21 protein-coding genes are annotated in these 22,592 nt (G+C 65.4%); 15 read left to right on the forward strand and 6 right to left on the reverse strand.

The genetic code is table 11. The features are described from left to right. Positions 1 to 64: 64 nt before the first annotated feature. The 7 genes from rpsM (at position 65) to BRAD285_RS12530 (ending at position 5,380) form a co-directional block, all read left to right on the forward strand. A complete protein-coding gene (rpsM, locus tag BRAD285_RS12500) occupies positions 65 to 433 on the forward strand; it encodes a 30S ribosomal protein S13 (RefSeq protein ID WP_006611860.1) in 369 nt (122 codons plus the stop codon). 128 nt (positions 434 to 561) lie between these two features. After that, positions 562 to 951 (forward strand): 30S ribosomal protein S11, encoded by a 390-nt coding sequence (gene rpsK / locus BRAD285_RS12505; protein WP_006611861.1) that lies wholly within the window; start codon positions 562 to 564, stop codon positions 949 to 951. 112 nt (positions 952 to 1,063) lie between these two features. Then, positions 1,064 to 2,095, forward strand: a complete 1,032-nt coding sequence (locus BRAD285_RS12510; protein ID WP_006611862.1) for a DNA-directed RNA polymerase subunit alpha — start codon at positions 1,064 to 1,066, stop codon at positions 2,093 to 2,095. Between the two features lie 118 nt (positions 2,096 to 2,213). Further along, positions 2,214 to 2,627 carry a 50S ribosomal protein L17 gene (gene rplQ, locus BRAD285_RS12515; protein ID WP_006611863.1) on the forward strand — a complete coding sequence of 138 codons (414 nt, stop codon included), beginning with the start codon at positions 2,214 to 2,216 and terminating at the stop codon, positions 2,625 to 2,627. Between the two features lie 312 nt (positions 2,628 to 2,939). Continuing rightward, complete coding sequence (locus BRAD285_RS12520; RefSeq protein ID WP_006611864.1) at positions 2,940 to 3,734, forward strand: SDR family NAD(P)-dependent oxidoreductase; 795 nt, start codon at positions 2,940 to 2,942, stop codon at positions 3,732 to 3,734. A gap of 8 nt (positions 3,735 to 3,742) precedes the next feature. Beyond that, positions 3,743 to 4,039, forward strand: a complete 297-nt coding sequence (locus BRAD285_RS12525) for a DUF1330 domain-containing protein (protein WP_006611865.1) — start codon at positions 3,743 to 3,745, stop codon at positions 4,037 to 4,039. 21 nt (positions 4,040 to 4,060) lie between these two features. Continuing rightward, a complete protein-coding gene (locus BRAD285_RS12530; protein WP_006611866.1) occupies positions 4,061 to 5,380 on the forward strand; it encodes a chloride channel protein in 1,320 nt (439 codons plus the stop codon). 339 nt (positions 5,381 to 5,719) lie between these two features. Here the strand turns inward: BRAD285_RS12530 and BRAD285_RS12535 are convergent, their stop codons facing one another. The 4 genes from BRAD285_RS12535 to BRAD285_RS12550 form a co-directional block, all read right to left on the reverse strand. Next, positions 5,720 to 6,466, reverse strand: a complete 747-nt coding sequence (locus tag BRAD285_RS12535) for an SDR family NAD(P)-dependent oxidoreductase (protein ID WP_006611867.1) — start codon at positions 6,464 to 6,466, stop codon at positions 5,720 to 5,722. 199 nt (positions 6,467 to 6,665) lie between these two features. Beyond that, positions 6,666 to 7,400, reverse strand: coding sequence for an SDR family oxidoreductase (locus BRAD285_RS12540; RefSeq protein WP_006610836.1), 735 nt, complete (start codon positions 7,398 to 7,400; stop codon positions 6,666 to 6,668). A gap of 134 nt (positions 7,401 to 7,534) precedes the next feature. Beyond that, positions 7,535 to 9,358: an IlvD/Edd family dehydratase gene (locus BRAD285_RS12545; protein ID WP_035645527.1), complete on the reverse strand. Its 1,824-nt coding sequence runs from the start codon at positions 9,356 to 9,358 to the stop codon at positions 7,535 to 7,537. A 155-nt stretch (positions 9,359 to 9,513) separates the two neighbouring features. Beyond that, positions 9,514 to 10,593 carry a LacI family DNA-binding transcriptional regulator gene (locus BRAD285_RS12550; RefSeq protein WP_006610838.1) on the reverse strand — a complete coding sequence of 360 codons (1,080 nt, stop codon included), beginning with the start codon at positions 10,591 to 10,593 and terminating at the stop codon, positions 9,514 to 9,516. A 249-nt stretch (positions 10,594 to 10,842) separates the two neighbouring features. Between BRAD285_RS12550 and BRAD285_RS12555 the strand changes: the two genes are divergently transcribed. The 7 genes from BRAD285_RS12555 to BRAD285_RS12585 all read left to right on the forward strand — a co-directional run bounded on the left by BRAD285_RS12555 (position 10,843) and on the right by BRAD285_RS12585 (position 18,488). Beyond that, on the forward strand, positions 10,843 to 11,904 hold the full coding sequence (locus BRAD285_RS12555) for an ABC transporter ATP-binding protein (protein WP_035645530.1): 1,062 nt from the start codon (positions 10,843 to 10,845) through the stop codon (positions 11,902 to 11,904). Positions 11,905 to 12,000: 96 nt separating this feature from the next. Continuing rightward, entirely contained in the window at positions 12,001 to 13,323 is a 1,323-nt protein-coding gene (locus BRAD285_RS12560) for an ABC transporter substrate-binding protein (RefSeq protein WP_006610840.1), read from the forward strand. A 251-nt stretch (positions 13,324 to 13,574) separates the two neighbouring features. Further along, positions 13,575 to 14,528: a carbohydrate ABC transporter permease gene (locus tag BRAD285_RS12565; RefSeq protein WP_035645533.1), complete on the forward strand. Its 954-nt coding sequence runs from the start codon at positions 13,575 to 13,577 to the stop codon at positions 14,526 to 14,528. After that, on the forward strand, positions 14,525 to 15,454 hold the full coding sequence (locus tag BRAD285_RS12570; protein ID WP_035645534.1) for a carbohydrate ABC transporter permease: 930 nt from the start codon (positions 14,525 to 14,527) through the stop codon (positions 15,452 to 15,454). The genes BRAD285_RS12565 and BRAD285_RS12570 overlap by 4 nt, the downstream gene beginning before the upstream one ends. Positions 15,455 to 15,594: 140 nt before the next feature. Beyond that, positions 15,595 to 16,578: a D-erythronate dehydrogenase gene (gene denD, locus BRAD285_RS12575; protein ID WP_006610843.1), complete on the forward strand. Its 984-nt coding sequence runs from the start codon at positions 15,595 to 15,597 to the stop codon at positions 16,576 to 16,578. A 75-nt stretch (positions 16,579 to 16,653) separates the two neighbouring features. Then, positions 16,654 to 17,823, forward strand: a complete 1,170-nt coding sequence (locus BRAD285_RS12580) for an acetyl-CoA acetyltransferase (protein WP_035645536.1) — start codon at positions 16,654 to 16,656, stop codon at positions 17,821 to 17,823. A 107-nt stretch (positions 17,824 to 17,930) separates the two neighbouring features. Next, positions 17,931 to 18,488: a GNAT family N-acetyltransferase gene (locus BRAD285_RS12585; protein WP_006610845.1), complete on the forward strand. Its 558-nt coding sequence runs from the start codon at positions 17,931 to 17,933 to the stop codon at positions 18,486 to 18,488. A gap of 224 nt (positions 18,489 to 18,712) precedes the next feature. Here BRAD285_RS12585 and BRAD285_RS12590 read toward each other — a convergent pair whose 3' ends face one another. Then, positions 18,713 to 19,276 carry a DinB family protein gene (locus BRAD285_RS12590; RefSeq protein ID WP_006610846.1) on the reverse strand — a complete coding sequence of 188 codons (564 nt, stop codon included), beginning with the start codon at positions 19,274 to 19,276 and terminating at the stop codon, positions 18,713 to 18,715. Positions 19,277 to 19,440: 164 nt separating this feature from the next. Here BRAD285_RS12590 and ybaL point away from each other — a divergent pair, with 164 nt between their 5' ends. Continuing rightward, positions 19,441 to 21,213: a YbaL family putative K(+) efflux transporter gene (ybaL, locus tag BRAD285_RS12595; RefSeq protein ID WP_006610847.1), complete on the forward strand. Its 1,773-nt coding sequence runs from the start codon at positions 19,441 to 19,443 to the stop codon at positions 21,211 to 21,213. Between the two features lie 894 nt (positions 21,214 to 22,107). Here the strand turns inward: ybaL and BRAD285_RS12605 are convergent. After that, the gene (locus tag BRAD285_RS12605) at positions 22,108 to 22,533 is read right to left on the reverse strand and encodes a GFA family protein (protein WP_006610848.1); all 426 of its coding nucleotides are present in this window, start codon (positions 22,531 to 22,533) and stop codon (positions 22,108 to 22,110) included. Positions 22,534 to 22,592: the final 59 nt, after the last annotated feature.

Raw genomic sequence — 22,592 nt, forward strand, 5'->3', positions numbered from 1 at the left:
ACCTGCCCGAGATAGCGACAGAGAAGGCCGGTCCGTCCTTGGATCGGTGACAGGAGAGAAGTCCGTGGCCCGTATTGCCGGTGTCAACATCCCGACCAACAAGCGCGTCCTGATCGCGCTCCAGTACATCCATGGCATCGGCCCGAAGATCGCGGGCGAGATCGTGGAGAAGGTGAAGATCGCGGAAGATCGCCGCGTCAACCAGCTGAGCGACCAGGAAGTCCTGCAGATCCGCGAAATCATCGACCGCGACTACGTCGTCGAGGGCGACCTCCGTCGTGAGACCGGCATCAACATCAAGCGGCTGATGGACCTCGGCTGCTATCGCGGCCTGCGTCATCGCCGCGGCCTGCCGGTGCGCGGCCAGCGGACCCACACCAATGCGCGTACGCGCAAGGGTCCGGCCAAGGCGATCGCCGGCAAGAAGAAGTAATTGGCGAATTGCAGATGTGCGGGTAGCGGGTAGGGGAAGCCCTTCTCGCTATTCGCCATTTACCATTCGCTCGTTTGGTGTAGCCGCTGGCATTACGGCGGCGTTGAGATCTCGAGAAAGGTACTTATATGGCCAAGGAAGCCGCACGTGTCCGCCGTCGTGAGCGCAAGAACATCGCCTCCGGCGTCGCCCATGTGAATTCGTCGTTCAACAACACCACCATCACCATCACCGACGCGCAGGGCAACACCATCGCCTGGTCGTCGGCCGGCACGATGGGTTTCAAGGGATCGCGCAAGTCGACCCCGTATGCCGCGCAGGTTGCGGCGGAGGACGTGTCCAAGAAGGCCCAGGAGCACGGCATGCGCACCCTCGAGGTCGAGGTGGCCGGTCCGGGCTCCGGACGTGAATCGGCGCTGCGCGCGCTGCAGGCCGCGGGCTTCACCGTCACCTCGATCCGCGATGTGACGACCATCCCGCACAATGGTTGCCGTCCGCGCAAGCGTCGTCGCGTCTGATCTGAAGGAGGCGGACAGCATGTCCGCCTCGTCTTGCTTTTGAACCATTTCGATTGCCGCGATCCGATGCGCGGTTCTCCAACGCCAGTCAGTCGACCCCACGGACTGGCCCATGGGTGAAACAGTGACGATCCAGAAGAATTGGCAAGAATTGATTCGGCCGAACAAGCTCCAGGTCACGCCGGGCTCCGACGCGACCCGTTTCGCCACCGTGGTTGCCGAGCCGCTGGAGCGCGGCTTCGGCCAGACGCTGGGCAACGCACTGCGCCGCATCCTGCTGTCGTCGCTGCAGGGCGCGGCCGTGCAGTCGGTGCACATCGACGGCGTGCTGCACGAGTTCTCCTCGATTGCCGGCGTCCGCGAGGATGTCACCGACATCGTTCTGAACATCAAGGACATCGCGATCAAGATGCAGGGCGAAGGCCCGAAGCGCATGGTCGTGAAGAAGCAGGGTCCGGGTGCCGTCACCGCCGGTGACATCCAGACCGTCGGCGACATCGTCGTGCTCAACCCCGACCTGCCGCTCTGCACCCTGGACGAGGGCGCCGAGATCCGCATGGAGTTCACGGTCGCCACCGGTAAGGGCTATGTCGCCGCCGATCGCAACCGCCCCGAGGACGCGCCGATCGGCCTGATCCCGGTCGACAGCCTGTTCTCGCCGGTCCGCAAGGTCTCCTACAAGGTCGAGAACACCCGCGAGGGCCAGATCCTCGACTACGACAAGCTGACCATGACGATCGAGACCAACGGCGCGATCTCGCCGGAGGACGCGGTGGCCTATGCCGCGCGCATTCTGCAGGATCAGCTCAACGTGTTCGTCAACTTCGAAGAGCCGCGCAAGGAAGTCGCCCAGGAGATCATCCCGGACCTCGCCTTCAACCCGGCCTTCCTCAAGAAGGTGGACGAGCTCGAGCTGTCGGTGCGTTCGGCCAACTGCTTGAAGAATGACAACATCGTCTACATCGGCGACCTCGTGCAGAAGTCGGAAGCGGAGATGCTGCGCACCCCGAACTTCGGCCGCAAGTCGCTGAACGAGATCAAGGAAGTGCTGGCCCAGATGGGTCTGCATCTCGGCATGGAAGTGCCGGGCTGGCCGCCGGAGAACATCGACGAGCTGGCCAAGCGCTTCGAGGATCACTACTGAGCGGCTGGCGGGTAGCGATCCTACCCGCCACTCGTAACGACCGGGCGAACGCAGGCAGCCCACCTGAGCAACATGTCCGACGAACCGTCGCGGCAGATTGAAATGAAGGACTAACACAATGCGTCACGGCAAGGTTCATCGGAAGCTCAACCGCACCGCCGAGCATCGCAAGGCGATGTTCGCCAACATGTGCGCCGCGCTGATCAAGCACGAGCAGATCGTCACCACGCTGCCGAAGGCCAAGGAGCTGCGGCCGATCGTCGAGAAGCTCGTCACCCTCGGCAAGAAGGGCGGTCTCGCGCTGCGCCGTCAGGCGATCGCCGAGATGCGCGACGTCGACCAGGTGAAGAAGCTGTTCGACGTGCTGGCGCCCCGCTACAAGGACCGCAACGGCGGCTACACCCGCATCATCAAGGCCGGCTTCCGCTACGGCGACAACGCCGCGATGGCCGTGATCGAGTTCGTCGATCGCGACGTCGACGCCAAGGGCCAGGACTCGGGTCCGGTGCAGGAGACCTCGGAAGCCGCGTAAGCGACGCTCCGATCTAACTTTGCAAAACGGCGCCTTCGGGCGCCGTTTTCGTTTGTCGTGCTTCGCTTGTAGGGTGGGCAAAGGCGCATCCGCGGTCTCTCCTCGCGCGAGCTCTTGGTGGCGCCGTGCCCACCGTCTTAGCCAGAATTCGCGGATCCACGGTGGGCACGCGGCCGCCTGCGGCGGCCGCTTTGCCCACCCTACGATTCTCCGCTCGGGCTACCGTCAAAAGGATCAGCTCTGCGTGCAGCGCGTTGGGGTCGGCGCATCGGCGACCTACATGCGTTCCTCCAGCACAATGGAGAGCTGCTCATGCACATCGATCTCTCGGGTAGGACCGCGCTCGTCACGGGTTCCACCGCCGGCATCGGCTTTGCCATCGCCAAGGGACTGGCTGCGTCCGGCGCGGAGGTCGTCCTCAACGGCCGTGCCCAAGGCCGCGTCGATGAGGCCGTCGCCAAGCTGAAGCAGGCGGTCCCTGGCGCGAAGGTCCGCGGTGTCGCCGGCGATGTCGCCCAGGTCGACGGCGGCAACGCCATCGTCACGGCGGTCCCGGAGGTCGACATCCTCGTCAACAATGCCGGCATCTTCGAGCCGAAGGACTTCTTCGAGATTCCCGACGAGGACTGGAGCCGCTTCTTCGAGGTCAACGTTCTCTCCGGCGTCCGCATGGCGCGCGCCTACATGCAGGGCATGCTGAAGCGCAACTGGGGCCGCGTCATCTTCATCTCCTCGGAGTCGGCGCTGAACATCCCGACCGAGATGATTCACTACGGCATGACGAAGACGGCGCAGCTCGCGATTTCCCGCGGCCTTGCCAAGCTGACGCGCGGCACCGGCGTCACCGTCAATTCGGTGCTGCCCGGACCGACCATGTCGGAAGGCGTCGAGACCTTCGTCAAGGATCTGGCACGCCAGAACGGCCAGTCGGAGGAGGAGGCGGCCTCGTCCTTCGTCAAGCAACACCGGCCGGCGTCGCTGCTGCAACGCTTCGCCAGCGTCGACGAGATCGCCAACATGGTCGTCTACGCGGCCTCTCCGCAGGCCTCCGCCACCAACGGCGCCGCGCTGCGCGCCGAAGGCGGCATCGTCGACACCATCGCCTGAGGCCTGCGATGACGGCTTACGTCCTCTCCGAGGTCGAGGTTCGGGATGCCGAGGCGATGCAGCGCTACCGCGATCTCGCGGCGCGCTCGATCACGCAGTATGGCGGCCGCTATCTGGTCCGCGGCGGCTCCGCGGAGGCTGTCGAGGGCGGCCCGCCGGCGAAGACGCTGATCATCGTCGAGTTCCCATCGATGGCGCGGTTGCGCGAATGGTATGCGTCGCCCGAATATGCCGAAGCCCTCGGTGAGCGCTGGAAGGCGCTGGACCGGCGGCTGATTTTCGTCGAGGGTGCTGCACCTGCGTAGCGCCCCGACCGACGCCGCCCGATGTTGACGATCACTCCCCGCCGCAAGCGCTGGCTGAAGCTGACCTCGGCGCGCTGGCAGCGGCGGGTGCTGTTCGTCGCCGGCGGCCTCGTCGTCGGCGCCGCCGCAGTGGCCCTGGCGAAGCTCGCCGACGAGGCGCAGCTCGCCTTCAACTGGCTGCTGTCGCAGTCGCGCTACGCCTCGCTGATCGTCACGCCGGCGGGCTTCGCGCTGTCGGTCTATCTGACCCAGCGCTTCTTCCCCAACGCGCAAGGCAGCGGCATCCCGCAGGCGATCGCCGCGCGGCATCTCACCGACACGAGCGCGCGCAGCCCGCTGGTGTCGATCCGCATCGCCATCGGCAAGGTGCTGCTGACCTTGCTCGGGCTGTTGTGCGGCGGCTCGGTCGGCCGCGAGGGCCCGACGGTGCAGGTCGGCGCCTCCATCATGTTCGCGCTCGGCCGGCTGTCGCCACGCCGGCAGCCGGGACTGATCCTGGCCGGCGCCGCGGCCGGCGTGGCCGCCGCGTTCAACACGCCGCTGGCGGGCATCGTGTTCGGCATCGAGGAGATGAGCCGTGCTTTCGAAACGCGGACCTCGAGCCTCGTCATCGCCACTGTCATCGCCGCCGGCCTGACCTCGCTCGCGCTGATGGGCAACTACGCCTATTTCGGCACCACGCCGATCGCGTTGGGCAAGGGCATCGACTGGCTCGCCGTGCCGATCTGTGGCGTCGTCGGCGGTGCGGCCGGCGGGCTGTTCAGCCGCATCCTGATCACCATGGCCCGCGGGCTGCCCGGAGCCGTCGGCCGTGCCATCAAGAGCCACCCCTTGCCGTTCGCGCTCGCCTGCGGGCTGGCGGTGGCGCTTTGCGGCCTCGCCTCGGGCGATACGGTGTATGGCACCGGCTACGCGCAGGTGAAGGCGGCGCTGGAGACCGGCACGCCGCTGTCGGCCGATTTCGGCGTGCTGAAATTCCTTGCCACCACCTTCGCTGCGATCAGCGGCATGCCCGGCGGCATCTTCGCGCCGTCGCTCGCGGTCGGCGCCGGCATCGGCGCCAATGTCGCGAGCCTGTTCCAGAGCACGCCGCTGGCGCCGATCATGCTGCTCGGCATGGTCGCCTATTTCGCCGGCGTCGTGCAGGCGCCGATCACCGCCTTCGTCATCGTCACCGAGATGACCGACAACCACGCCATGGTGGTGCCGCTGATGATGGCCTCGCTGATCGCCTACGGCACCTCGCGCGTGATCTGCGAGGAGGGGCTCTATCACGCGCTCGCCAAGGGTTTTGTGGCCAAAGCCGAGGCTGCGCATGCGCCGAACCCCGGCGCTGCCTAGCGGCTGAAGCTCAGCGGTCCTGGTCCGTAACGGGGCGCCGTGCGAGCGCGCTAAAGCATGATCCGGAAAAGTGCGCAGCGGTTTTCCGAAAAGATCATGCGCAAACAATAACCTAAAGCGCGATGACGATTCATCCTGATCTCATCGCGCTTTAGCATCAACGTCGCGCCCTCGCAAAATGAGTCGCGTCGCGGCGTAGGGTGGGCAAAGCGTCGCCGTCAGGCGGCGCGTGCCCACCATCGGGCGGCATGTCGTGCGGTGAGGCGGTGGGCACGGCGCCACCACGATCTTGCGCGAGGAGAGGGCAGGGCTGCGCCTTTGCCCACCCTACGTTCTCAGCTAATACGTCGCGCGGCCGCCGGAGATGTCGAACACGGCGCCGGTCGAGAACGAGCACTCTTCCGAGGCAAGCCAGGACACCAGCGACGCGAGCTCCTCGACGAGGACGAAGCGGCCCTTCGGGATCTTCGACAGCATGAAGTTGATGTGCGCCTCGGTCATCTGGTCGAAGATCGCGGTCTTCGCCGCGGCCGGGGTCACGGCATTCACCGTGATGTTGTGCTGCGCCAGCTCCTTGCCGAGCGACTTGGTCAGCGCGATCAGACCCGCTTTAGACGCCGAGTAGTGCGCCGCGTTCGGGTTGCCTTCCTTGCCGGCGATCGAGGCGATGTTGACGATGCGGCCATAGCCCTGCTTCAGCATGACAGGCACGATCGCTTTCGCACAGATGAAGGGGCCGTCGAGATTGATGCGCAGCACCTTGCGCCATTCCTCGAGATCAGTCTCCCACACCGTCTTGTTGATTCCGGCGATCCCGGCATTGTTGACCAGGATGTCGATGGTGCCGAACGCCGCCAGCGTCGCGTCGCGCGCCCCTGCGACAGCGGTGGTGTCGGTGACGTCGACCTTGAGCGCCAGCACTTCGGGGCCGATCTCCTGCGCGGTCTTCTCCGCCAGCGCAATATCGTGATCCCAGATCGCCACCTTGGCGCCTGACGCCTTGAAGCGCTCAGTGATCGCGCGGCCGAACCCTTGCGCACCGCCGGTGACGACAGCGCAGCGATTGGCGAGGTCGATGTGGTTCATGGTCGAGACTCCCCGTCCTGTGAGCCACGCTTCTTACGACGTGCTCGGTGTGCTCCCTCTCCCCGTCCTTCACGGGGAGAGGGTTGGGGTGAGGGGCAGACGCACGGGTGGTGCGCGTTGTTAGACCTGTACCCCCTCACCCGGATTGCACCTTCGATGCAATCCGACCTCTCCCCGCAAGCGGGGAGAGGTAACAAAGCTACAACGTCCAGCCGCCGTCGATCGTATGCGCCACGCCCGTGGTGAACGCGCTCTCGTCGCTGGCGAGGTAGACCGCGAGATGCGCGATCTCCTCGGCCGTGCCGAGCCGGCCCATCGGCTGGCGCGAGACGAACATCTCGAGTCCGTTCGGGCCGGCCGCGGCCGCGCGTCCCAGCAGTGACGGCGTCTCGATCGTGCCGGGGCAGATGCAGTTGCAGCGGATCTTCTTGGCCACGTAGTCCGCCGCGACCGAGCGCGTCAGCGCCGCCACCGCCGCCTTGGTCGCCGCGTAGACGTAGCGGTTCGGCGCCGCCTTGAACACGCCTGCGGCGGAGGCGATGTTGACGATGGCGCCGCCGTTCTCGGCCAGCATCTTCGGCAGAAAGGCGCGGATCGTTCGGTGCATCGACTTGACGTTGAGGTCGAAGGAGAAATCGAAGTCGTCATCCGAGCAGTCGAGGATGGTGCCGTTGTGCACGAACCCCGCGGCATTGAGCAGGATCTCGACCTTGCCGACGCGCTCGGCCATCGCATTGACGGCCGCAGTGTTGCGCACGTCGAGGGTGGCGACCTCGGCGATGCCCTCGGCCTTCAGGGTCGAGAGACCCTTCTCGTCGATGTCGGTGGCGAACACGGTCGCGCCCTGTCGCGCGAAGGCGACGGCGCAGGCGCGGCCGATGCCGGCTGCGGCGGCGGTGACAAAGGCGCGCTTGCCCTTGAGGCGGTCGGACATGGGGTCTCCCTGAAGTACATTTTGCTCTTCGTCATCTCGAGCGCAGCGATGCGATCCAGGGCTGTGCGTGCGGCCCTGGATTGCTTCGTCGCTTCGCTCCTCGCAATGACGGTGGCTGGCTTCGTGCCGTGTGTCTAGTGATTATGCCTGGCCACGCCGACAGTGCCAGCGATGTTCTGGTACCGCGTGGCGAGCTCCATGCAGGCGCCGGTGGCCTGCTGGCCGACGGTGTTGCGATAGAGCTCCTGCCACGGCGTCTGGTTGGCCGGATGCGGGAAGCCCCCCCGGGCCTTCAGCTCGGCGCGGCGCTTGGCCAGTTCCTCGTCGGAGATCAGGATGTTGGCCGAGCCCTTGTTCAAGTCGATGCGCACCTTGTCGCCGGTCTTCAAGATCGCCAGGCCACCGTCAGCAGCGGCTTCGGGCGAGGCGTTGAGGATCGACGGCGAGCCCGAGGTGCCGGACTGGCGGCCGTCGCCGATGCAGGGCAGGGACAGGATGCCGCGCTTGATCAGCGCCGCCGGCGGCTGCATGTTCACCACCTCGGCGCCGCCGGGATAGCCGATCGGGCCGGCGCCGCGGATGAACAGCACGCAGTGCTCGTCGATCTCGAGCTTCGGATCGTCGATGCGGTCGTGATAATCCTCCGGCCCCTCGAATACGATGGCGCGGCCTTCGAAGGCGTTCGGGTCCTTCGGATTGACGAGATAGCGGTCGCGGAATTCCTTGGAGATCACGCTGGTCTTCATGATCGCGGAATCGAACAGATTGCCGCGCAGCACCAGGAAGCCGGCATCCTTCACCAGCGGCTTGTCGTAGGACCAGATCACGTCGTTGTCCGGCTTCGGCGCGGCGCGGCAATTGTCGCCCATGCTGCGGCCGTTGACCGTGATGACGTCCTCGTGGATGCGCTTGTGCCGCATCAACTCGCCGATCACGGCTGGCACGCCGCCGGCGCGGTGGAATTCCTCGCCGAGATAGAAGCCCGCCGGCTGCATGTTGACCAAGAGCGGCACGTCGTGGCCGACGGTCTGCCAGTCGTCGATATCGAGCTCGACGCCGACATGGCGCGCCAGCGCGTTGATGTGGATCGGCGCGTTGGTCGAGCCGCCGATCGCGGAATTGGCGACGATGCAGTTCTCGAACGCCTTGCGGGTGAGAATGTCGGACGGCTTGAGATCCTCCCACACCATGTCGACGATGCGCTTGCCGGTCTCATAGGCGATCTGGCCGCGCTCGCGATACGGCGCGGGAATCGCGGCGCAGCCGGGCAGGGACATGCCGAGCGCTTCCGCCAGCGCGTTCATGGTCGAGGCCGTGCCCATGGTGTTGCAATGCCCGACCGATGGCGCCGACGACGCCACGATCTGCATGAACTCCTCGTAGTCGATCTCGCCAGCGGCGAGCCGCTCGCGCGACTTCCACACCACGGTGCCGGAGCCCGTGCGCTGGCCCTCGTGCCAGCCGTTCAGCATCGGCCCGCCGGACAGCACGATCGCGGGAATGTTGACGGTGGCCGCCGCCATCAGGCAGGCGGGTGTGGTCTTGTCGCAGCCGGTGGTCAGCACCACGCCGTCGAGCGGATAGCCGAACAGGATTTCCACGAGGCCGAGATAAGCGAGGTTGCGGTCAAGCGCCGCGGTCGGGCGCTTGCCGGTTTCCTGGATCGGGTGGGTCGGAAACTCCATCGCGATGCCGCCGGCCTCGCGGATGCCCTCGCGCACGCGATGCGCCAGCTCGAGATGGTGGCGGTTGCACGGCGACAGGTCGTTGCCGGTCTGGGCGATGCCGATGATCGGCTTGCCCGACTGCAGCTCGGCGCGCGTGAGGCCGAAGTTCAAATAGCGCTCGAGATAGAGCGCGGTCATGCCCGGATTGTGCGGATCGTTGAACCACTCCTGCGAGCGCAGCCGGCGGCTCTTGTCAGCGCCGTTGCCGGCATGTCCGTTGGATTTTGTCATTTGCGTCCTCCCGCAGTGCAAACGTGGTGATCCGGTCGGTTCAGGGTGCACGCGAACAAGGCACCTGAGAGCAATGAGCCGGAATCGAAGTCGCCTACGTCTTTCGTTCAAGTCGTTGTCGTCAGCGTGGTTCTAGATCAGCGAATTTGGTTGCGCTACCATTTTGTTCCTGAGGCGCGGTCCGCCTGCGACGGGCGCGCTCCCGCGGAACGTTGCATCGTCGAGCTCTGGCGCTCCATGACCTCGAAGCCGAGATCGACGACGCGTTCGGTCACGGGGCGCCCTTCGATCTCGTCCATGATCATCGTCGCGGCGCGAAGACCCATCTCGTAACGATTGGTGCGGACACTGGTCAGCGTCGGAACCGCCGCGGCCATGAACTCCATGTCGTTGAAGCCGACGATCGCGAGCTGCTCGGGCACGGCGATGTGCCGGCGCTGACATTCGAACAGCACGCCGAGCGCGAGGTCGTCATTGGCGCAGAACACCGCATCGATGTCCGGCGCCTTCAGCATCAGGTCCGAAAACAAATTGCCGCCCATCGTCGTGGAGGTCGGCACGGCGGTCGTGACGATCAGTCGCGGGTCGAACAAACCGGCATTCTTCATCGCGCTCTGGTAGCCCTGCAGCCGTCGCTGCACCCTGGGGTCCATGCGCGCGCCGAGGAAGCCGATGCGCCGGCAGCCCTGCGCGAGAAGGTGCGAAATGGCCGCATAACAGGCATCGACGTGCGAGAAGCCGATCATCATATCGATCGGATCAGGGCCGAGCTCCATGATCTGCACGACAGGGCAGTCCGCCGCCTGCGTGATGGCGCGGCCTTCCGCGGTCTGGTCCAAGCCAGTCACGATCAGCCCGGCCGGCTTCTGCATCAGGAACAGCCGCAGCAGGCGCTCCTCCTGCAGCACGCTGTAGCGCGTATTCGCAAGTTGGATGCTGTAGCGGCTGCCTTCGAACGCGTCATAGATGCCGCGCAGCACGTCGGAGAAGACGTTGTTGGTGAGCGACGGTATCAGCACGCCGATCACTTCGGTGCGCTGCGATGCCAGCGCGCGCGCGGCAAGGTTGGGAACGTAGCCGAGATCCTTGGCGGCGCTCTCGATGCGCAGCCGGCGGCCCGCCGAGACGGTGTCGGGATTGCGGAAGAAGCGTGACACCGTGATCGGGCTGACGCCCGCCAGTGCCGCGACTTCGGTCAGCCGGACTTTGCCCGGCGTGATACGTTTCCGTCCCATGGATCGCTCATAGCATAGGCGGTCTGGTACACAAGCGATATTGACAGCGCTATCACGCGGTTGCTAAGCGAAGCATTGCGAAAGAGAACTAAACTGCCGACAATGCGTGCCGAGCTGGCGCCACTTCAGCGCCGCCTGCACGATCAGAAGACTACATAACGACAAGCGGCCAGATCAAACGGTCGCGCACAATGGGTGAGAATGCCGCCGGTCTGCAGCCAATGCAGTCGGTCTTTGAGGAGGAAATTGATGTCGTCGGTGCAAATTCGCGACGTGCGCAAGTCTTTCGGCGGATTCGAGGTGCTGCACGGCGTGACCATCCCGATCGAGGATGGCGAGTTCGTCGTGCTGGTCGGTCCGTCCGGCTGCGGCAAGTCGACGCTGCTGCGCATGCTGGCAGGGCTCGAGAACATCACCTCCGGAACCATTTCGATCGGCGAGCGCGTCGTCAACAACGTGCAGCCGAAAGAGCGCGACATCGCGATGGTGTTCCAGAACTACGCGCTCTACCCGCACATGACCGTCGCCGACAACATGGGCTTCTCGCTGAAGCTGCGTGGCGCGCGGCCCGAGGACATCAAGAAGGGCGTGGCGCGCGCCGCCGAGATCCTGGCGCTGACGCCGCTGCTCGATCGCTATCCGCGCCAGCTCTCCGGCGGCCAGCGCCAGCGCGTGGCCATGGGGCGCGCCATCGTGCGCGATCCCCAGGTGTTCCTGTTCGACGAGCCGCTGTCCAACCTCGACGCCAAGCTGCGCGTCGCGATGCGCACCGAGATCAAGGAGCTGCATCAGCGGCTCAAGACGACCACGGTCTACGTCACCCACGACCAGATCGAGGCCATGACCATGGCCGACAAGATCGTCGTCATGCATGACGGCATCGTCGAGCAGATGGGCTCGCCGCTTGATCTCTACGACAAGCCGGACAATCAGTTCGTCGCCGGATTCATCGGCTCGCCCGCGATGAACTTCCTCAACGGCCATCTCAAGTCCAACGGCTCGGTCTATGTCGAGACCGACAACGGCGCCAAGCTGCCGCTGCTGACGGCGCCGGCGGCGTCCGACGGCCGCCCCGTCGTCTACGGCGTGCGCCCGGAGCATCTCGAATTGGCCGATGACGGCATCGAGGCCGAGGTGATCGTTGTCGAGCCCACCGGCTCGGAGACTCAGATCGTCGCCCGCATCGGCACCCAGGACATCATTGCGGTGTTCCGCGATCGCCACGAGGTCAATCCCGGCGAGAAGATCCATCTGCGCCCGCGCGCGTCGGCGGCGCATCTGTTCGACAAGGATACCGGCCGGAGACTGTGATCCGGCCGCGCGGCGCTGGACGACGACTTAGAACTAAAACGACCGAAAAATCGGCAACAAACAAAACAAACAATATTGAATGGGAGAGAACTTCAGATGACGAAATTTCTCACGGATCGGCGGTCTCTGCTCAAGGGTGGCGCGACCTTGATGGCGGCCGCGGCGACGATGTCGGCCGACGAACTGCTCGGCTATGCCAAGGCCTGGGCGCAGACCTCGCCCTGGAAGCCGGAGCCCGGCGCCAAGGTCAACATGATGCGCTGGAAGCGCTTCGTCGAGGCCGAGGACGTGGCCTTCATGAAGATCGTCGACGCCTTCCAGAAGGCCAACAACGTCACGATCAACATCTCCAACGAATCCTATGACGACGTCCAGCCCAAGGCCTCCGTTGCGGCCAACACCGGGCAGGGGCTCGACATGGTCTGGGGCCTCTACACGCTGCCGTTCCTGTTCTCCAACAAGTGCGTCGACATGACCGACGTCGCCGATTACCTCGGCAAGAAGTGCGGCGGCTGGACCGACTCCGGCAAGGCCTATGGCATGCTCGACGGCAAGTGGATCGGCATCCCGGTGGCGGCCACCGGCGGCCTGATCAACTATCGCGTCGCTGCCGCCGAGAAGGCCGGCTTCAAGGAGTTCCCGAAGGACTTGGCCGGCATGTCCGAGTTCTTCAAGGCCATGAACAAGAACGGCACGCCCGGCGGCATGGCGCTCGGCCACGCCTCCGGTGACGCCAATGGCTGGGTGCACTGGGCGCTGTGGGCGCATGGCGGCAATCTGATCGACAAGGACAACAAGGTCGTCATCAACTCGCCGGAGACCGCCAAGGCGCTGGAATACGTCAAGGGTCTGTACGACAATTTCGTGCCCGGCACCGCGTCGTGGAACGACTCTTCCAACAACAAGGCGTTCCTGGCCGGCCAGCTCTACACCACCGTCAACGGCATCTCGATCTACGTCACCGCCAAGAAAGAGGCGCCGCAGATCGCCGAGGACATGAACCACGCGCATCTGCCGCCCGGCCTGGACGGAAAGACCCGCGAGATGCATCTGGGCTTCCCGATCCTGGTGTTCAACTTCTCCAAGTACCCGCAGACCTGCAAGGCGTTCACCGCCTTCATGCTGGAGCCGGAGCAGTTCAATCCTTGGATCGAGGCGGCGCAGGGCTATCTGTCGCACTTCCTCAAGGGCTACGACGCCAACCCGATCTGGACGGTCGATCCGAAGAACACGCCGTATCGCGACGTCGCGGCCACCGCGACGACGCCGGCCGGCCTCGGCAAGCTCGGCGAGGCGGCCGCGGCCGCGATCGCCGACTTCGTCCTGGTCGACATGTTCGCGAACTACTGCACCGGCCGCGAAGACGTGAAGACGGCGATGGCGAGCGCCGAGCGCTCCGCCAAGCGCATCTTCCGCTGAGGCGGGCCTCGACTGCGTAGGGTGGGCAAAGGCGCGCCGGGATCGCGGAGACATCCGAGATCTCGCCCGCGCCGTGCCCACCGACCACATCGCACCACCGGCGTTGGGCACGTCCCTCGTCGCGATGCAGGCATCGCGCCGAGGTCCTTTGCCCACCCTACGGGGGCGTCGCGAGAAAGAGATCTATCCCGAACGCCGGTGGGCACGTTTGATTTGCCCACCTTCCGGTTCGAAGGGAGCTGCTCGATCAGATGAGTACCATTCAGACCTCGATGCCTTCGGGCGCCGCCATCGGCGAGCCATCGGCCTGGACACGGTTGAAGACCAACCGCAACGTCATCGCGCTGTGGTTCATGCTGCCGGCCGCGGCGTTCCTGATCCTGTTCCTGGCCTATCCGCTCGGGCTCGGCGTCTGGATGAGCTTCACCGACGAGAAGATCGGCCGCAGTGGTGTCTTCGTCGGCATCGAGAACTACGAATGGCTGTGGGACGATTCGATCTTCTGGCTGTCGGTGTTCAACACGCTGCTTTACACGATCGTGGCAAGCGCCATCAAATTCGCAATCGGACTTTATCTCGCGCTGCTGCTGAATCGGCACATGCCGTTCAAGGCGATGATCCGGGCGATCGTGCTGATCCCCTTCATCGTGCCGACGGTGCTGTCGGCGATCGCGTTCTGGTGGATCTATGACGCGCAGTTCTCGATCATCTCCTGGTCGCTGATCAAGCTCGGCGTGATCACCCAGAACATCAACTTCCTCGGCGACACCGCCTGGGCGCGCGCCTCGGTCATCATCGCCAACATCTGGCGCGGCGTGCCGTTCGTCGCCATCACGCTCCTGGCCGGCCTGCAGACCGTGTCGCCCTCGCTCTATGAGGCCGCGACGCTGGATGGCGCCACCAGCTGGCAGCGCTTCCGCTACATCACCTATCCGCTGCTGACGCCGATCATCGCCGTCGTGATGACCTTCTCGGTGCTGTTCACCTTCACCGACTTCCAGCTGATCTGGGCGCTGACCCGCGGCGGCCCTGTCAACGCCACGCATCTGATGGCGACCCTGAGCTATCAGCGCGGCATCATCTCCGGCCGTCTCGGCGAAGGCGCCGCAATCGCGACCGCGATGATCCCGTTCCTGATGGCGGCGATCGCGATCTCGTGGTTCGGCATGCAACGGCGCAAATGGCAGCAAGGATCCGACCAATGACCGACACCACGCTGCCGCCCAAAGCGCAATCGAACGCCACGGCGACTGCCGCGAAGCTCGCCGGCGACGACTCCGAGGGGATGAGCTACCTCGAGTCGCTGCCGCGCCGGCTGATCACGCTGTATCTGCCGCTCGGGATCATTCTCCTGGTGCTGCTGTTCCCGTTCTACTGGATGGGCCTGACGTCGATCAAACCCGACGAGCAGCTGATCGATATGGAGAAGTACAACCCGTTCTGGGTGGTGCATCCGACCTTCAAGCACATCTCGAAATTGCTGTTCGAGACGCAGTATCCGCGCTGGCTGTGGAACACGATGTATGTCGCGATCGGCGCCACCACGCTCTCGATCTTCGCCTCCGTGCTCGCGGCCTACGCCATCGTGCGGCTGCGCTTCAAGGGCGCGGACACCGTGGGCGTGCTGATCTTCTTCGCGTACCTGGTGCCGCCGTCGATCCTGTTCATCCCGCTGGCCTCGGTGATCCAGGCCTACGGCCTGTTCGACTCGCCGCTGTCGCTGATCCTGGTCTATCCGACGCTTCTGATCCCGTTCTCGACCTGGCTCCTGATGGGCTACTTCAAGACCATTCCGTTCGAGCTGGAGGAATGCGCCCTGATCGACGGCGCCAGCCGCTGGCAGATCCTGGTCAAGATCGTGGTGCCCTTGGCGGTGCCGGGCCTGATCTCGGCCTTCATCTTCTCGTTCACCCTGTGCTGGAACGAGTTCATCTACGCGCTGACCTTCCTGCAATCGACGCCGAACAAGACCGTGCCGGTCGCCATCGTCAACGAGTTCGTCGACGGTGACATCTACAAATGGGGATCGCTGATGGCCGGCGCCCTCGTCGGCTCGCTGCCCCTCGTGATCCTTTACGCCTTCTTCGTCGAGCATTATGTGTCGGCCATGACCGGCGCGGTGAAGGAGTAGGCGGGCTCGTCGAGCTCTCGTAGGGTGGGCAAAGCGAAGCGTGCCCACCGTCTTCCGGCATCGCCAAGTGATCGCCAAGTGCTGCGGTGGGCACGGCGCTACGCGCCTTTGCCCACCCTACCTTTTGAAGGAGCATCCCCTTGCATATTCTCGTTCTCGGCGCCGCCGGCATGGTCGGGCGCAAGCTGGTGGAGCGGCTGGTCCGCGACGGCCGCCTTGGCGACACCGCCATCACCCGCCTGACCCTGCAGGACATCGTCGCGCCGGCGAAGCCCGACACGCCGATCGCCGTCGAGACCATCGCCGGCGATTTCGCCGTCCCCGGCTTTGCCGAGAAGCTGATCGCCGATCGTCCCGACGTCATCTTCCATCTCGCCGCCATCGTCTCCGGCGAAGCCGAGCTCGATTTCGACAAGGGCTACCGCATCAATCTCGACGGCACGCGGATGCTGTTCGACGCGGTCAGGTTGATCGGCGACGGCTACAAGCCGCGCCTGGTCTTCACCTCGTCGATCGCGGTGTTCGGCGCGCCGTTCCCCGCGGCCATCGGCGACGAGTTCGTCAACGCGCCGCTCTTGAGCTACGGCACCCAGAAGGCGATCGGCGAGCTGCTGCTGGCCGACTACAGCCGCCGCGGCTTCTTCGACGGCGTCGGCATCCGCCTGCCGACCATCTGCATCCGTCCCGGGGCGCCGAACAAGGCGGCGTCCGGCTTCTTCTCCAACATTCTGCGCGAGCCGCTCGCCGGCAAGGAAGCTGTGCTGCCGGTGTCCGAGGACGTCCAGCATTGGCACGCCACGCCGCGTTCGGCGGTCGGCTTCCTGCTGCACGCCGCGACCATGGACACTGCCAAGATCGGCCCGCGCCGGAACCTGACCATGCCTGGCCTCACGGCTACCGTCGGTGAGCAGATCGCCGCGCTCCGCCGCGTCGCCGGTGACAACGTCGCCAACCGCATCAAGCGCGAGCCGGATCCCTTCATCGTCGGCATCGTCGCCGGCTGGCCGCGGACGTTCGAGGCCAAGCGCGCCCGCGAGCTCGGCTTCACCACCGAGGAAAAGACCTTTGATGACATCATCCGCATCCACATCGAGGATGAGCTTGGCGGCAAGTTCGTGGCCTGAGACCGCCACCAGCCTCTGGACTCACATGGCGCAACGCGCCATGTGAGGGGCAGGGAGACATTCGGGAGAGACAGCATGACCGCCAGCATCGTCGGATGGGCGCATACGCCGTTCGGAAAGTTCGACGCCGAGACCGTCGAGAGCCTCGTCGTCAAGGTCGCCAATGAGGCGCTGGCCGACGCCGGCATCTCGGCCGGCGATGTCGATGAGATCGTGCTCGGCCATTTCAACGCCGGCTTCTCACCCCAGGACTTTACCGCCTCGCTGGTGCTGCAGGCCGATCCCGCCTTGCGCTTCAAGCCGGCGACCCGCGTCGAGAACGCCTGCGCCACGGGCTCGGCCGCCGTCCACCAGGGTATCCGCGCGATCGCCGCCGGTGCCGCCAAGATCGTGCTCGTCGTCGGCGTCGAGCAGATGACCCGCACGCCGGGCCCGGAGATCGGCAAGAACCTGCTCAAGGCCTCCTATCTGCCGGAAGATGGCGACACGGTCGGCGGCTTCGCCGGCGTGTTCGGCAAGATCGCGCAGGGCTATTTCCAGAAGTATGGAGACCAGTCCGACGCGCTGGCGCTGATCGCCGCCAAGAACCACAAGAACGGCGTCGCCAATCCCTTCGCGCAGATGCGCAAGGATTTCGGCTTCGAGTTCTGCCGCTCCGATAGCGAGAAGAACCCGTATGTCGCCGGCCCCCTGAAGCGCACCGACTGCTCGCTCGTGTCCGACGGCGCCGCCGCGCTGGTGCTGACCGACAGCGAGACGGCGAAGAAGTTCGCTAAGGCGGTGAATGTCCGCGCCACCGCGCACGCGCAGGATTTCCTGCCGATGAGCAAGCGCGACATCCTCGCCTTCGAGGGCTGCACGGTGGCCTGGCAGCGTGCGCTGGAGAAGGCCGGCGTCACCCTGTCCGATCTCTCCTTCGTCGAGACCCATGACTGCTTCACCGTCGCCGAGCTCATCGAGTACGAAGCGATGGGCCTGACGCCCAGGGGGCAGGGCGCCCGCGCCATCAAGGAAGGCTGGACGCTCAAGGACGGCAAGCTGCCGGTCAACCCGTCCGGCGGCCTCAAGGCCAAGGGCCATCCCATTGGCGCCACCGGCGTCTCCATGCACGTGATGACCGCCATGCAGCTCACGGGCACGGCGCCCGAGGGCATGCAGCTCGCCAACGCCAAGCTCGGCGGCATCTTCAACATGGGCGGCGCCGCGGTGGCGAACTACGTGTCGATCCTCGAGCCGGTGAAGTAGCCTGGCTCCATCCTCGTCATTGCGAGCGAAGCGAAGCAATCCAGGGCCGCGCTCGCGACTCTGGATTGATTGGTCGCTTCGCTCCTCGCAATGACGCTGGATAATCGATGATCCTCTCGACTGAACGCCTCACCTTGCGCGAATGGCGCGACGCGGATCGCGCACCGTTCGCGGCGATGTCCGCCGATCCCGACGTCATGCGCTACTTGCGCGCGCTGCCGACGCGGCAGGCGTGCGATCAATGGATCGATTTCCAGATCAAGCATTTTGCCGAGCACGGCTTCGGCTTCTGGGTGGTCGAAGATCGGGCCACTGGCGCCTTCCTCGGCGCAACCGGATTGTTCAAAGTTTTCTTCGACGCCCCGTTCACGCCGGCCGTCGAGACTGGCTGGCGGCTGGCCCGCGCGGCCTGGGGGCAGGGCATTGCCACGGAGGCCGCGCGCGCATCACTCACGTTCGGCTTCGATGAGCTCGGCCTTGACGAAATCATCGCCTATGCCGCGCCGGCAAATGGGGCGTCACAGAGCGTGATGCGCAAGCTCGGCATGATCCGGGATGAGGCGTCCGATTTCGATCACCCGCGCGTCGAGGCCGACAGCCCGCTGCGCCGGCAGGTGATGTACCGGCTCCCGCGCGAGGTGTGGGCCAGAAGCGAGATGCCGTAGGGTGGGCAAAGCGGCCGCCGCAGGCGGCAGCGTGCCCACCGTCGGGCAGCGTGCTCGAACGAGATGGTGGGCACGGCGCCATTGCGACCGCTCGTGAGGAGGGAGCGCGGCAGCGCCTTTGCCCACCCTACACGGCACCATTGTCGTAGCCCGGATGAGCGCAGCGATATCCGGGTTCGAGGCAACAGCGCGTGTAAACCCGGATGTCGCTGCGCTCATCCGGACTACGGCTTCCAAATCTTCTCCTCGCTGAACCCCAGCTCAGCAAACTCCTTCGTCCGCAGTCCTGCATCGTCGGCCGGAAAGAACTCGTCCAGCTGCGGCGGCTTCACCGACGTCGCTGACAGCATCGCATGCGCCTGGCCGCGGTGGTGGATGTCGTGCTGGAACAGATGCAGCAGCAGGCGATCGCAGCGCTCGTTCTGCACCCGCGTCTCGCGGTTGATCCGCACGACATCGTCGAGCCGCGCCGGCGTCAGCGCCTCGCAGAAGGCGATCAGGCGGCGGTCCATCGCGCCCTGCGCTTTCACGAGATCGGCGAGGCGCGGGAACGGCACCTGGTTCTGCCAGGCCATCGGGCCGAGCCAGCCGCCCTCCAGCGCGTCGATGTAGAACAGGTCGATGATGTAGATGTGGTTCAGCGTCTTCTGCAGGCTCGGGAAGAAGCCGGTGCGCTCGGCGGCAAAGTCGTCGGCGCTGAGCTGGCCGCAGGCCGTCAGCAGCCGGTGATTGGCCCAGGCATTGTTATAGGCGAAGGCACGAAACGTCTGGACGAGATCGGCGGGCATTGCGTCTGATCACCCCGTGATGGCTCGTCGCCGATCATACGGAACGGATCGCGCGCTTCACCACCGATTTCCGCGCGCGTCCGCGCATCATCCCCATGCGCGTGACGGAACTCTGCCACAATTGGTCGCGGTGCATCATTTCGCCCCCTGTGCAATAAGTTCAGATGCCGCACGACACACCCCTCATCGCGACCATCGTCGCCGGCCTCGGATTGGCCTTCGTCTTCGGAGCTCTCGCGCAGCGCTTCCGGTTCCCGCCGCTGGTCGGCTATCTCCTCGCCGGCGTCGCCGTCGGCCCCTTCACGCCCGGCTTCGTCGCCGACCAGGCGCTGGCGACCGAGCTTGCCGAGCTCGGCATCATTCTCTTGATGTTCGGCGTCGGCCTGCATTTCTCGCTGAAGGACCTGATGTCGGTCCGCGCCATCGCCGTGCCCGGCGCCGTGGTGCAGATCACGGTTGCGACCCTGATGGGCATGGCCTTGAGCTGGGCCATGGGCTGGTCGATCGGCGGCGGCCTCGTGTTCGGCCTAGCGCTCTCCGTCGCCAGCACCGTGGTGCTGCTGCGCGCGCTGCAGGAGCGGCGGCTGATGGACACCGAGCGCGGCCGCATCGCGGTCGGCTGGCTGATCGTCGAGGACCTCGCGATGGTGCTGGCGCTGGTGCTGATCCCGGCCTTTGCCAGCCTGCAGACCGGCAATGGCGACGTCGCCGCCGCCGATCCGCTCGCCGCCCGCTTCGGGCTCGGTCTCACCGGCGTGCTGCTGCTGACCTTCGCCAAGATCGGCGTGTTCATGGCCGTGATGCTGCTGGTCGGACGCCGCCTGATCCCGTGGATCCTGCACTACGTCGCCCACACCGGATCGCGCGAGCTGTTCCGCCTCGCGGTGCTCGCGATCGCGCTGGGCGTCGCCTTCGGCTCGACCAAGCTGTTCGGCGTGTCGCTGGCGCTCGGCGCGTTCTTCGCCGGCATGATGCTCGGCGAGTCGCCGCTGAGCCAGCGCGCCGCGCAGGAATCGCTGCCGCTGCGCGATGCCTTCGCGGTGCTGTTCTTCGTCTCCGCCGGCATGCTGTTCGATCCCGCCAGCATCATCCGCGAACCCTGGCCGCTGCTCGCGACGCTCTTCATCATCCTGTTCGGCAAATCGCTCGCCGCGTTCCTGATCGTGATCGCGTTCCGCCATCCCGTCTCGACCGCGCTCACAATCTCCGCCAGCCTTGCCCAGATCGGCGAGTTCTCCTTCATCCTTGCCGAGATCGGCGGCGCCACCAATCTGCTGCCGAAAGCCGGCCGCGACCTGATCCTGGCCGGCGCGATCATCTCGATCATGCTCAACCCGCTGATGTTCGCCGCCCTCGACTGGCTGTTGCCGCGTCTGGAGCACCGCCGTGCGGACGTCGCTGCGAGGCCGGCGCCGAAGCCAGCCGAGATCCCGGTGACACCTTTGACCGAGCACACCATCGTCGTTGGCTATGGCCGCGTCGGCCGGCTCGTCGGCGAGGCGCTGCAGCAGCGCGGCCACGCCTTCCTTGCGGTGGAAACATCTGAGGACATCCTCAAGCAGCTGAAGAGCGCCGGCATCGAGACCATCACCGGCAACGCCGCCCGCAGCAACGTGCTGCGCGCGACCAACCCCTCGGCCGCGCACGCGCTGGTCATCGCGATCCCCGAGGCGTTCGAGGCCGGGCAGATCGTCGAGCAGGCCCGCGCGGCCAATCCGGCGCTGCACATCGTGGCGCGCGCGCATTCCGATGCCGAGGTCGAGCATCTGAAATCGCTTGGCGCGGACATGGTCATCATGGGCGAGCGCGAGATCGCGCGCGGCATGATCGAGGAGCTCGACACGCGGCCGCCTGATCCGGCGCCGGAGCTTGTGCCGCAGCGGACCGAGAGCGTGCAGGCGCGAGCTGAACGTTCGGCTCCGTGGTTGGATGTCTGACACGACCGGGGCCTCATGGTTCGAGACACGCCGCTCCATGAACGGCTCGTCCGGGTTAGCTGGCCGTGCTCGCGGCGCTCCTCACCATGAGGGTTAAAAGCCGGGGCGGCACTGTACACCGGACCATGAACAGGCCGGCCGGCGTGTTCATGGAGAGGAGCGTAATCCCGGTCGATATATGCTTCGAGCGCCTGCAACGCGCTCCTTCCCCTCACCCTGAGGAGACCGCCGAAGGCGGGCGTCTCGAGGGTGAGGCCTCGTCCTTCACCTCAGGGGCTCCCGGCGACGCGTCGCATGTTCGCAGGTGTGCCGCTCCTGTTAAGGCGCGATCATAGCCTGCGCCAGCGGCCAGAATTCGCCCGCAGGCTCAAGCTGATTTGCCCTGTCCAGTCCTGCCGTAAAAAATAATTATCTTTCCATTTATCGGAAATCGTGCTTTACTCCCGCCATCCTGCTTCGCCACGAGGGGCGCTTCGCGATCGTCACGAACGTTGAGGCAGGGAGGCGGTGGCCGCGACATGTCGCAGCGTAGCTTGTCTGCGCGGACGAACGATGTGGCGCGGACGCGAAGTCGCGTGGTCCCGGCATCCCGATGCTGATGCCAAGCCGGCGGGTGATGATGATCCCAACGGCGACGGTGGCCAAAAGCCGGTGCACCGAGGAGAGCGTGAAGTAAGCGTGAAGACCACCGCGCAGGGAAGGCCGGGTCGGTCCGGCTGAACCTGTGGTTCTCTCCCCGTGCTTTTCTTTCGCACGGGGGCCACGGGTGCCAGTCGGCACCCGGCCTTCCCTGCGCCCTCTGTTGAACAGAGGGCCACATCGATCAGCACAGCTCGGACAGATCCTGTCGCGAGGCCGGTGATGCTTGTCCGCCCGTCGAATGCGAACCTCGACTCACTCCGGCATCATTTCGCCGGAGCCGCCGAACTCGGCCGGAAAATCCTTCAGCTTCGGCAGGCCGTCTTTGATCGGCAAGACGCTCTCCGCGTAGTTGACGTGCACGCCCGGCGTGAACTTCAACGTCGGAATCGTCGCCGCATAGACATCGATCATGCCGAGCGGCGGATGGTCGGTCATCAGGTGCCCGCCGCACTTGGTGCAGTATTTGCGGTGGCTCATGTCGGTCTTGTGATAGGTGCCGATCGCCTCCGCGCCCTTGGTCACCCGCACATTGGTCGGCTTCCACAAGGTGAAGGCGTTGACCGGACCGGCCGACCAGGAGCGGCAGGACGAGCAGTGGCAGTAGCCCATCGCCTCCGGCTCGCCATCGGCCTCGAGCTCGACCGTGCCGCAGAAGCATTTGCCCTGATACAGCGTCATGACAGCGTTCTCCCTCAATGTTTTTGGATGTTGGACGGCCATGCTGACACAACTGCGCG

The sequence above is a fragment of the Bradyrhizobium sp. ORS 285 genome, from assembly GCF_900176205.1.
Lineage (GTDB): Bacteria > Pseudomonadota > Alphaproteobacteria > Rhizobiales > Xanthobacteraceae > Bradyrhizobium.

Coding starts and splice junctions, on each gene's coding strand:
- rpsK (WP_006611861.1), top strand. CDS start 562: ATGGCCAAGGAAGCCGCACGTGTCCGCCGTCGTGAGCGCAAGAACATC.
- BRAD285_RS12510 (WP_006611862.1), top strand. CDS start 1,064: ATGGGTGAAACAGTGACGATCCAGAAGAATTGGCAAGAATTGATTCGG.
- rplQ (WP_006611863.1), top strand. CDS start 2,214: ATGCGTCACGGCAAGGTTCATCGGAAGCTCAACCGCACCGCCGAGCAT.
- BRAD285_RS12520 (WP_006611864.1), top strand. CDS start 2,940: ATGCACATCGATCTCTCGGGTAGGACCGCGCTCGTCACGGGTTCCACC.
- BRAD285_RS12525 (WP_006611865.1), top strand. CDS start 3,743: ATGACGGCTTACGTCCTCTCCGAGGTCGAGGTTCGGGATGCCGAGGCG.
- BRAD285_RS12530 (WP_006611866.1), top strand. CDS start 4,061: ATGTTGACGATCACTCCCCGCCGCAAGCGCTGGCTGAAGCTGACCTCG.
- BRAD285_RS12535 (WP_006611867.1), bottom strand. CDS start 6,466: ATGAACCACATCGACCTCGCCAATCGCTGCGCTGTCGTCACCGGCGGT.
- BRAD285_RS12540 (WP_006610836.1), bottom strand. CDS start 7,400: ATGTCCGACCGCCTCAAGGGCAAGCGCGCCTTTGTCACCGCCGCCGCA.
- BRAD285_RS12545 (WP_035645527.1), bottom strand. CDS start 9,358: ATGACAAAATCCAACGGACATGCCGGCAACGGCGCTGACAAGAGCCGC.
- BRAD285_RS12550 (WP_006610838.1), bottom strand. CDS start 10,593: ATGGGACGGAAACGTATCACGCCGGGCAAAGTCCGGCTGACCGAAGTC.
- BRAD285_RS12555 (WP_035645530.1), top strand. CDS start 10,843: ATGTCGTCGGTGCAAATTCGCGACGTGCGCAAGTCTTTCGGCGGATTC.
- BRAD285_RS12560 (WP_006610840.1), top strand. CDS start 12,001: ATGACGAAATTTCTCACGGATCGGCGGTCTCTGCTCAAGGGTGGCGCG.
- BRAD285_RS12565 (WP_035645533.1), top strand. CDS start 13,575: ATGAGTACCATTCAGACCTCGATGCCTTCGGGCGCCGCCATCGGCGAG.
- BRAD285_RS12570 (WP_035645534.1), top strand. CDS start 14,525: ATGACCGACACCACGCTGCCGCCCAAAGCGCAATCGAACGCCACGGCG.
- BRAD285_RS12580 (WP_035645536.1), top strand. CDS start 16,654: ATGACCGCCAGCATCGTCGGATGGGCGCATACGCCGTTCGGAAAGTTC.
- BRAD285_RS12585 (WP_006610845.1), top strand. CDS start 17,931: ATGATCCTCTCGACTGAACGCCTCACCTTGCGCGAATGGCGCGACGCG.
- BRAD285_RS12590 (WP_006610846.1), bottom strand. CDS start 19,276: ATGCCCGCCGATCTCGTCCAGACGTTTCGTGCCTTCGCCTATAACAAT.
- ybaL (WP_006610847.1), top strand. CDS start 19,441: ATGCCGCACGACACACCCCTCATCGCGACCATCGTCGCCGGCCTCGGA.
- BRAD285_RS12605 (WP_006610848.1), bottom strand. CDS start 22,533: ATGACGCTGTATCAGGGCAAATGCTTCTGCGGCACGGTCGAGCTCGAG.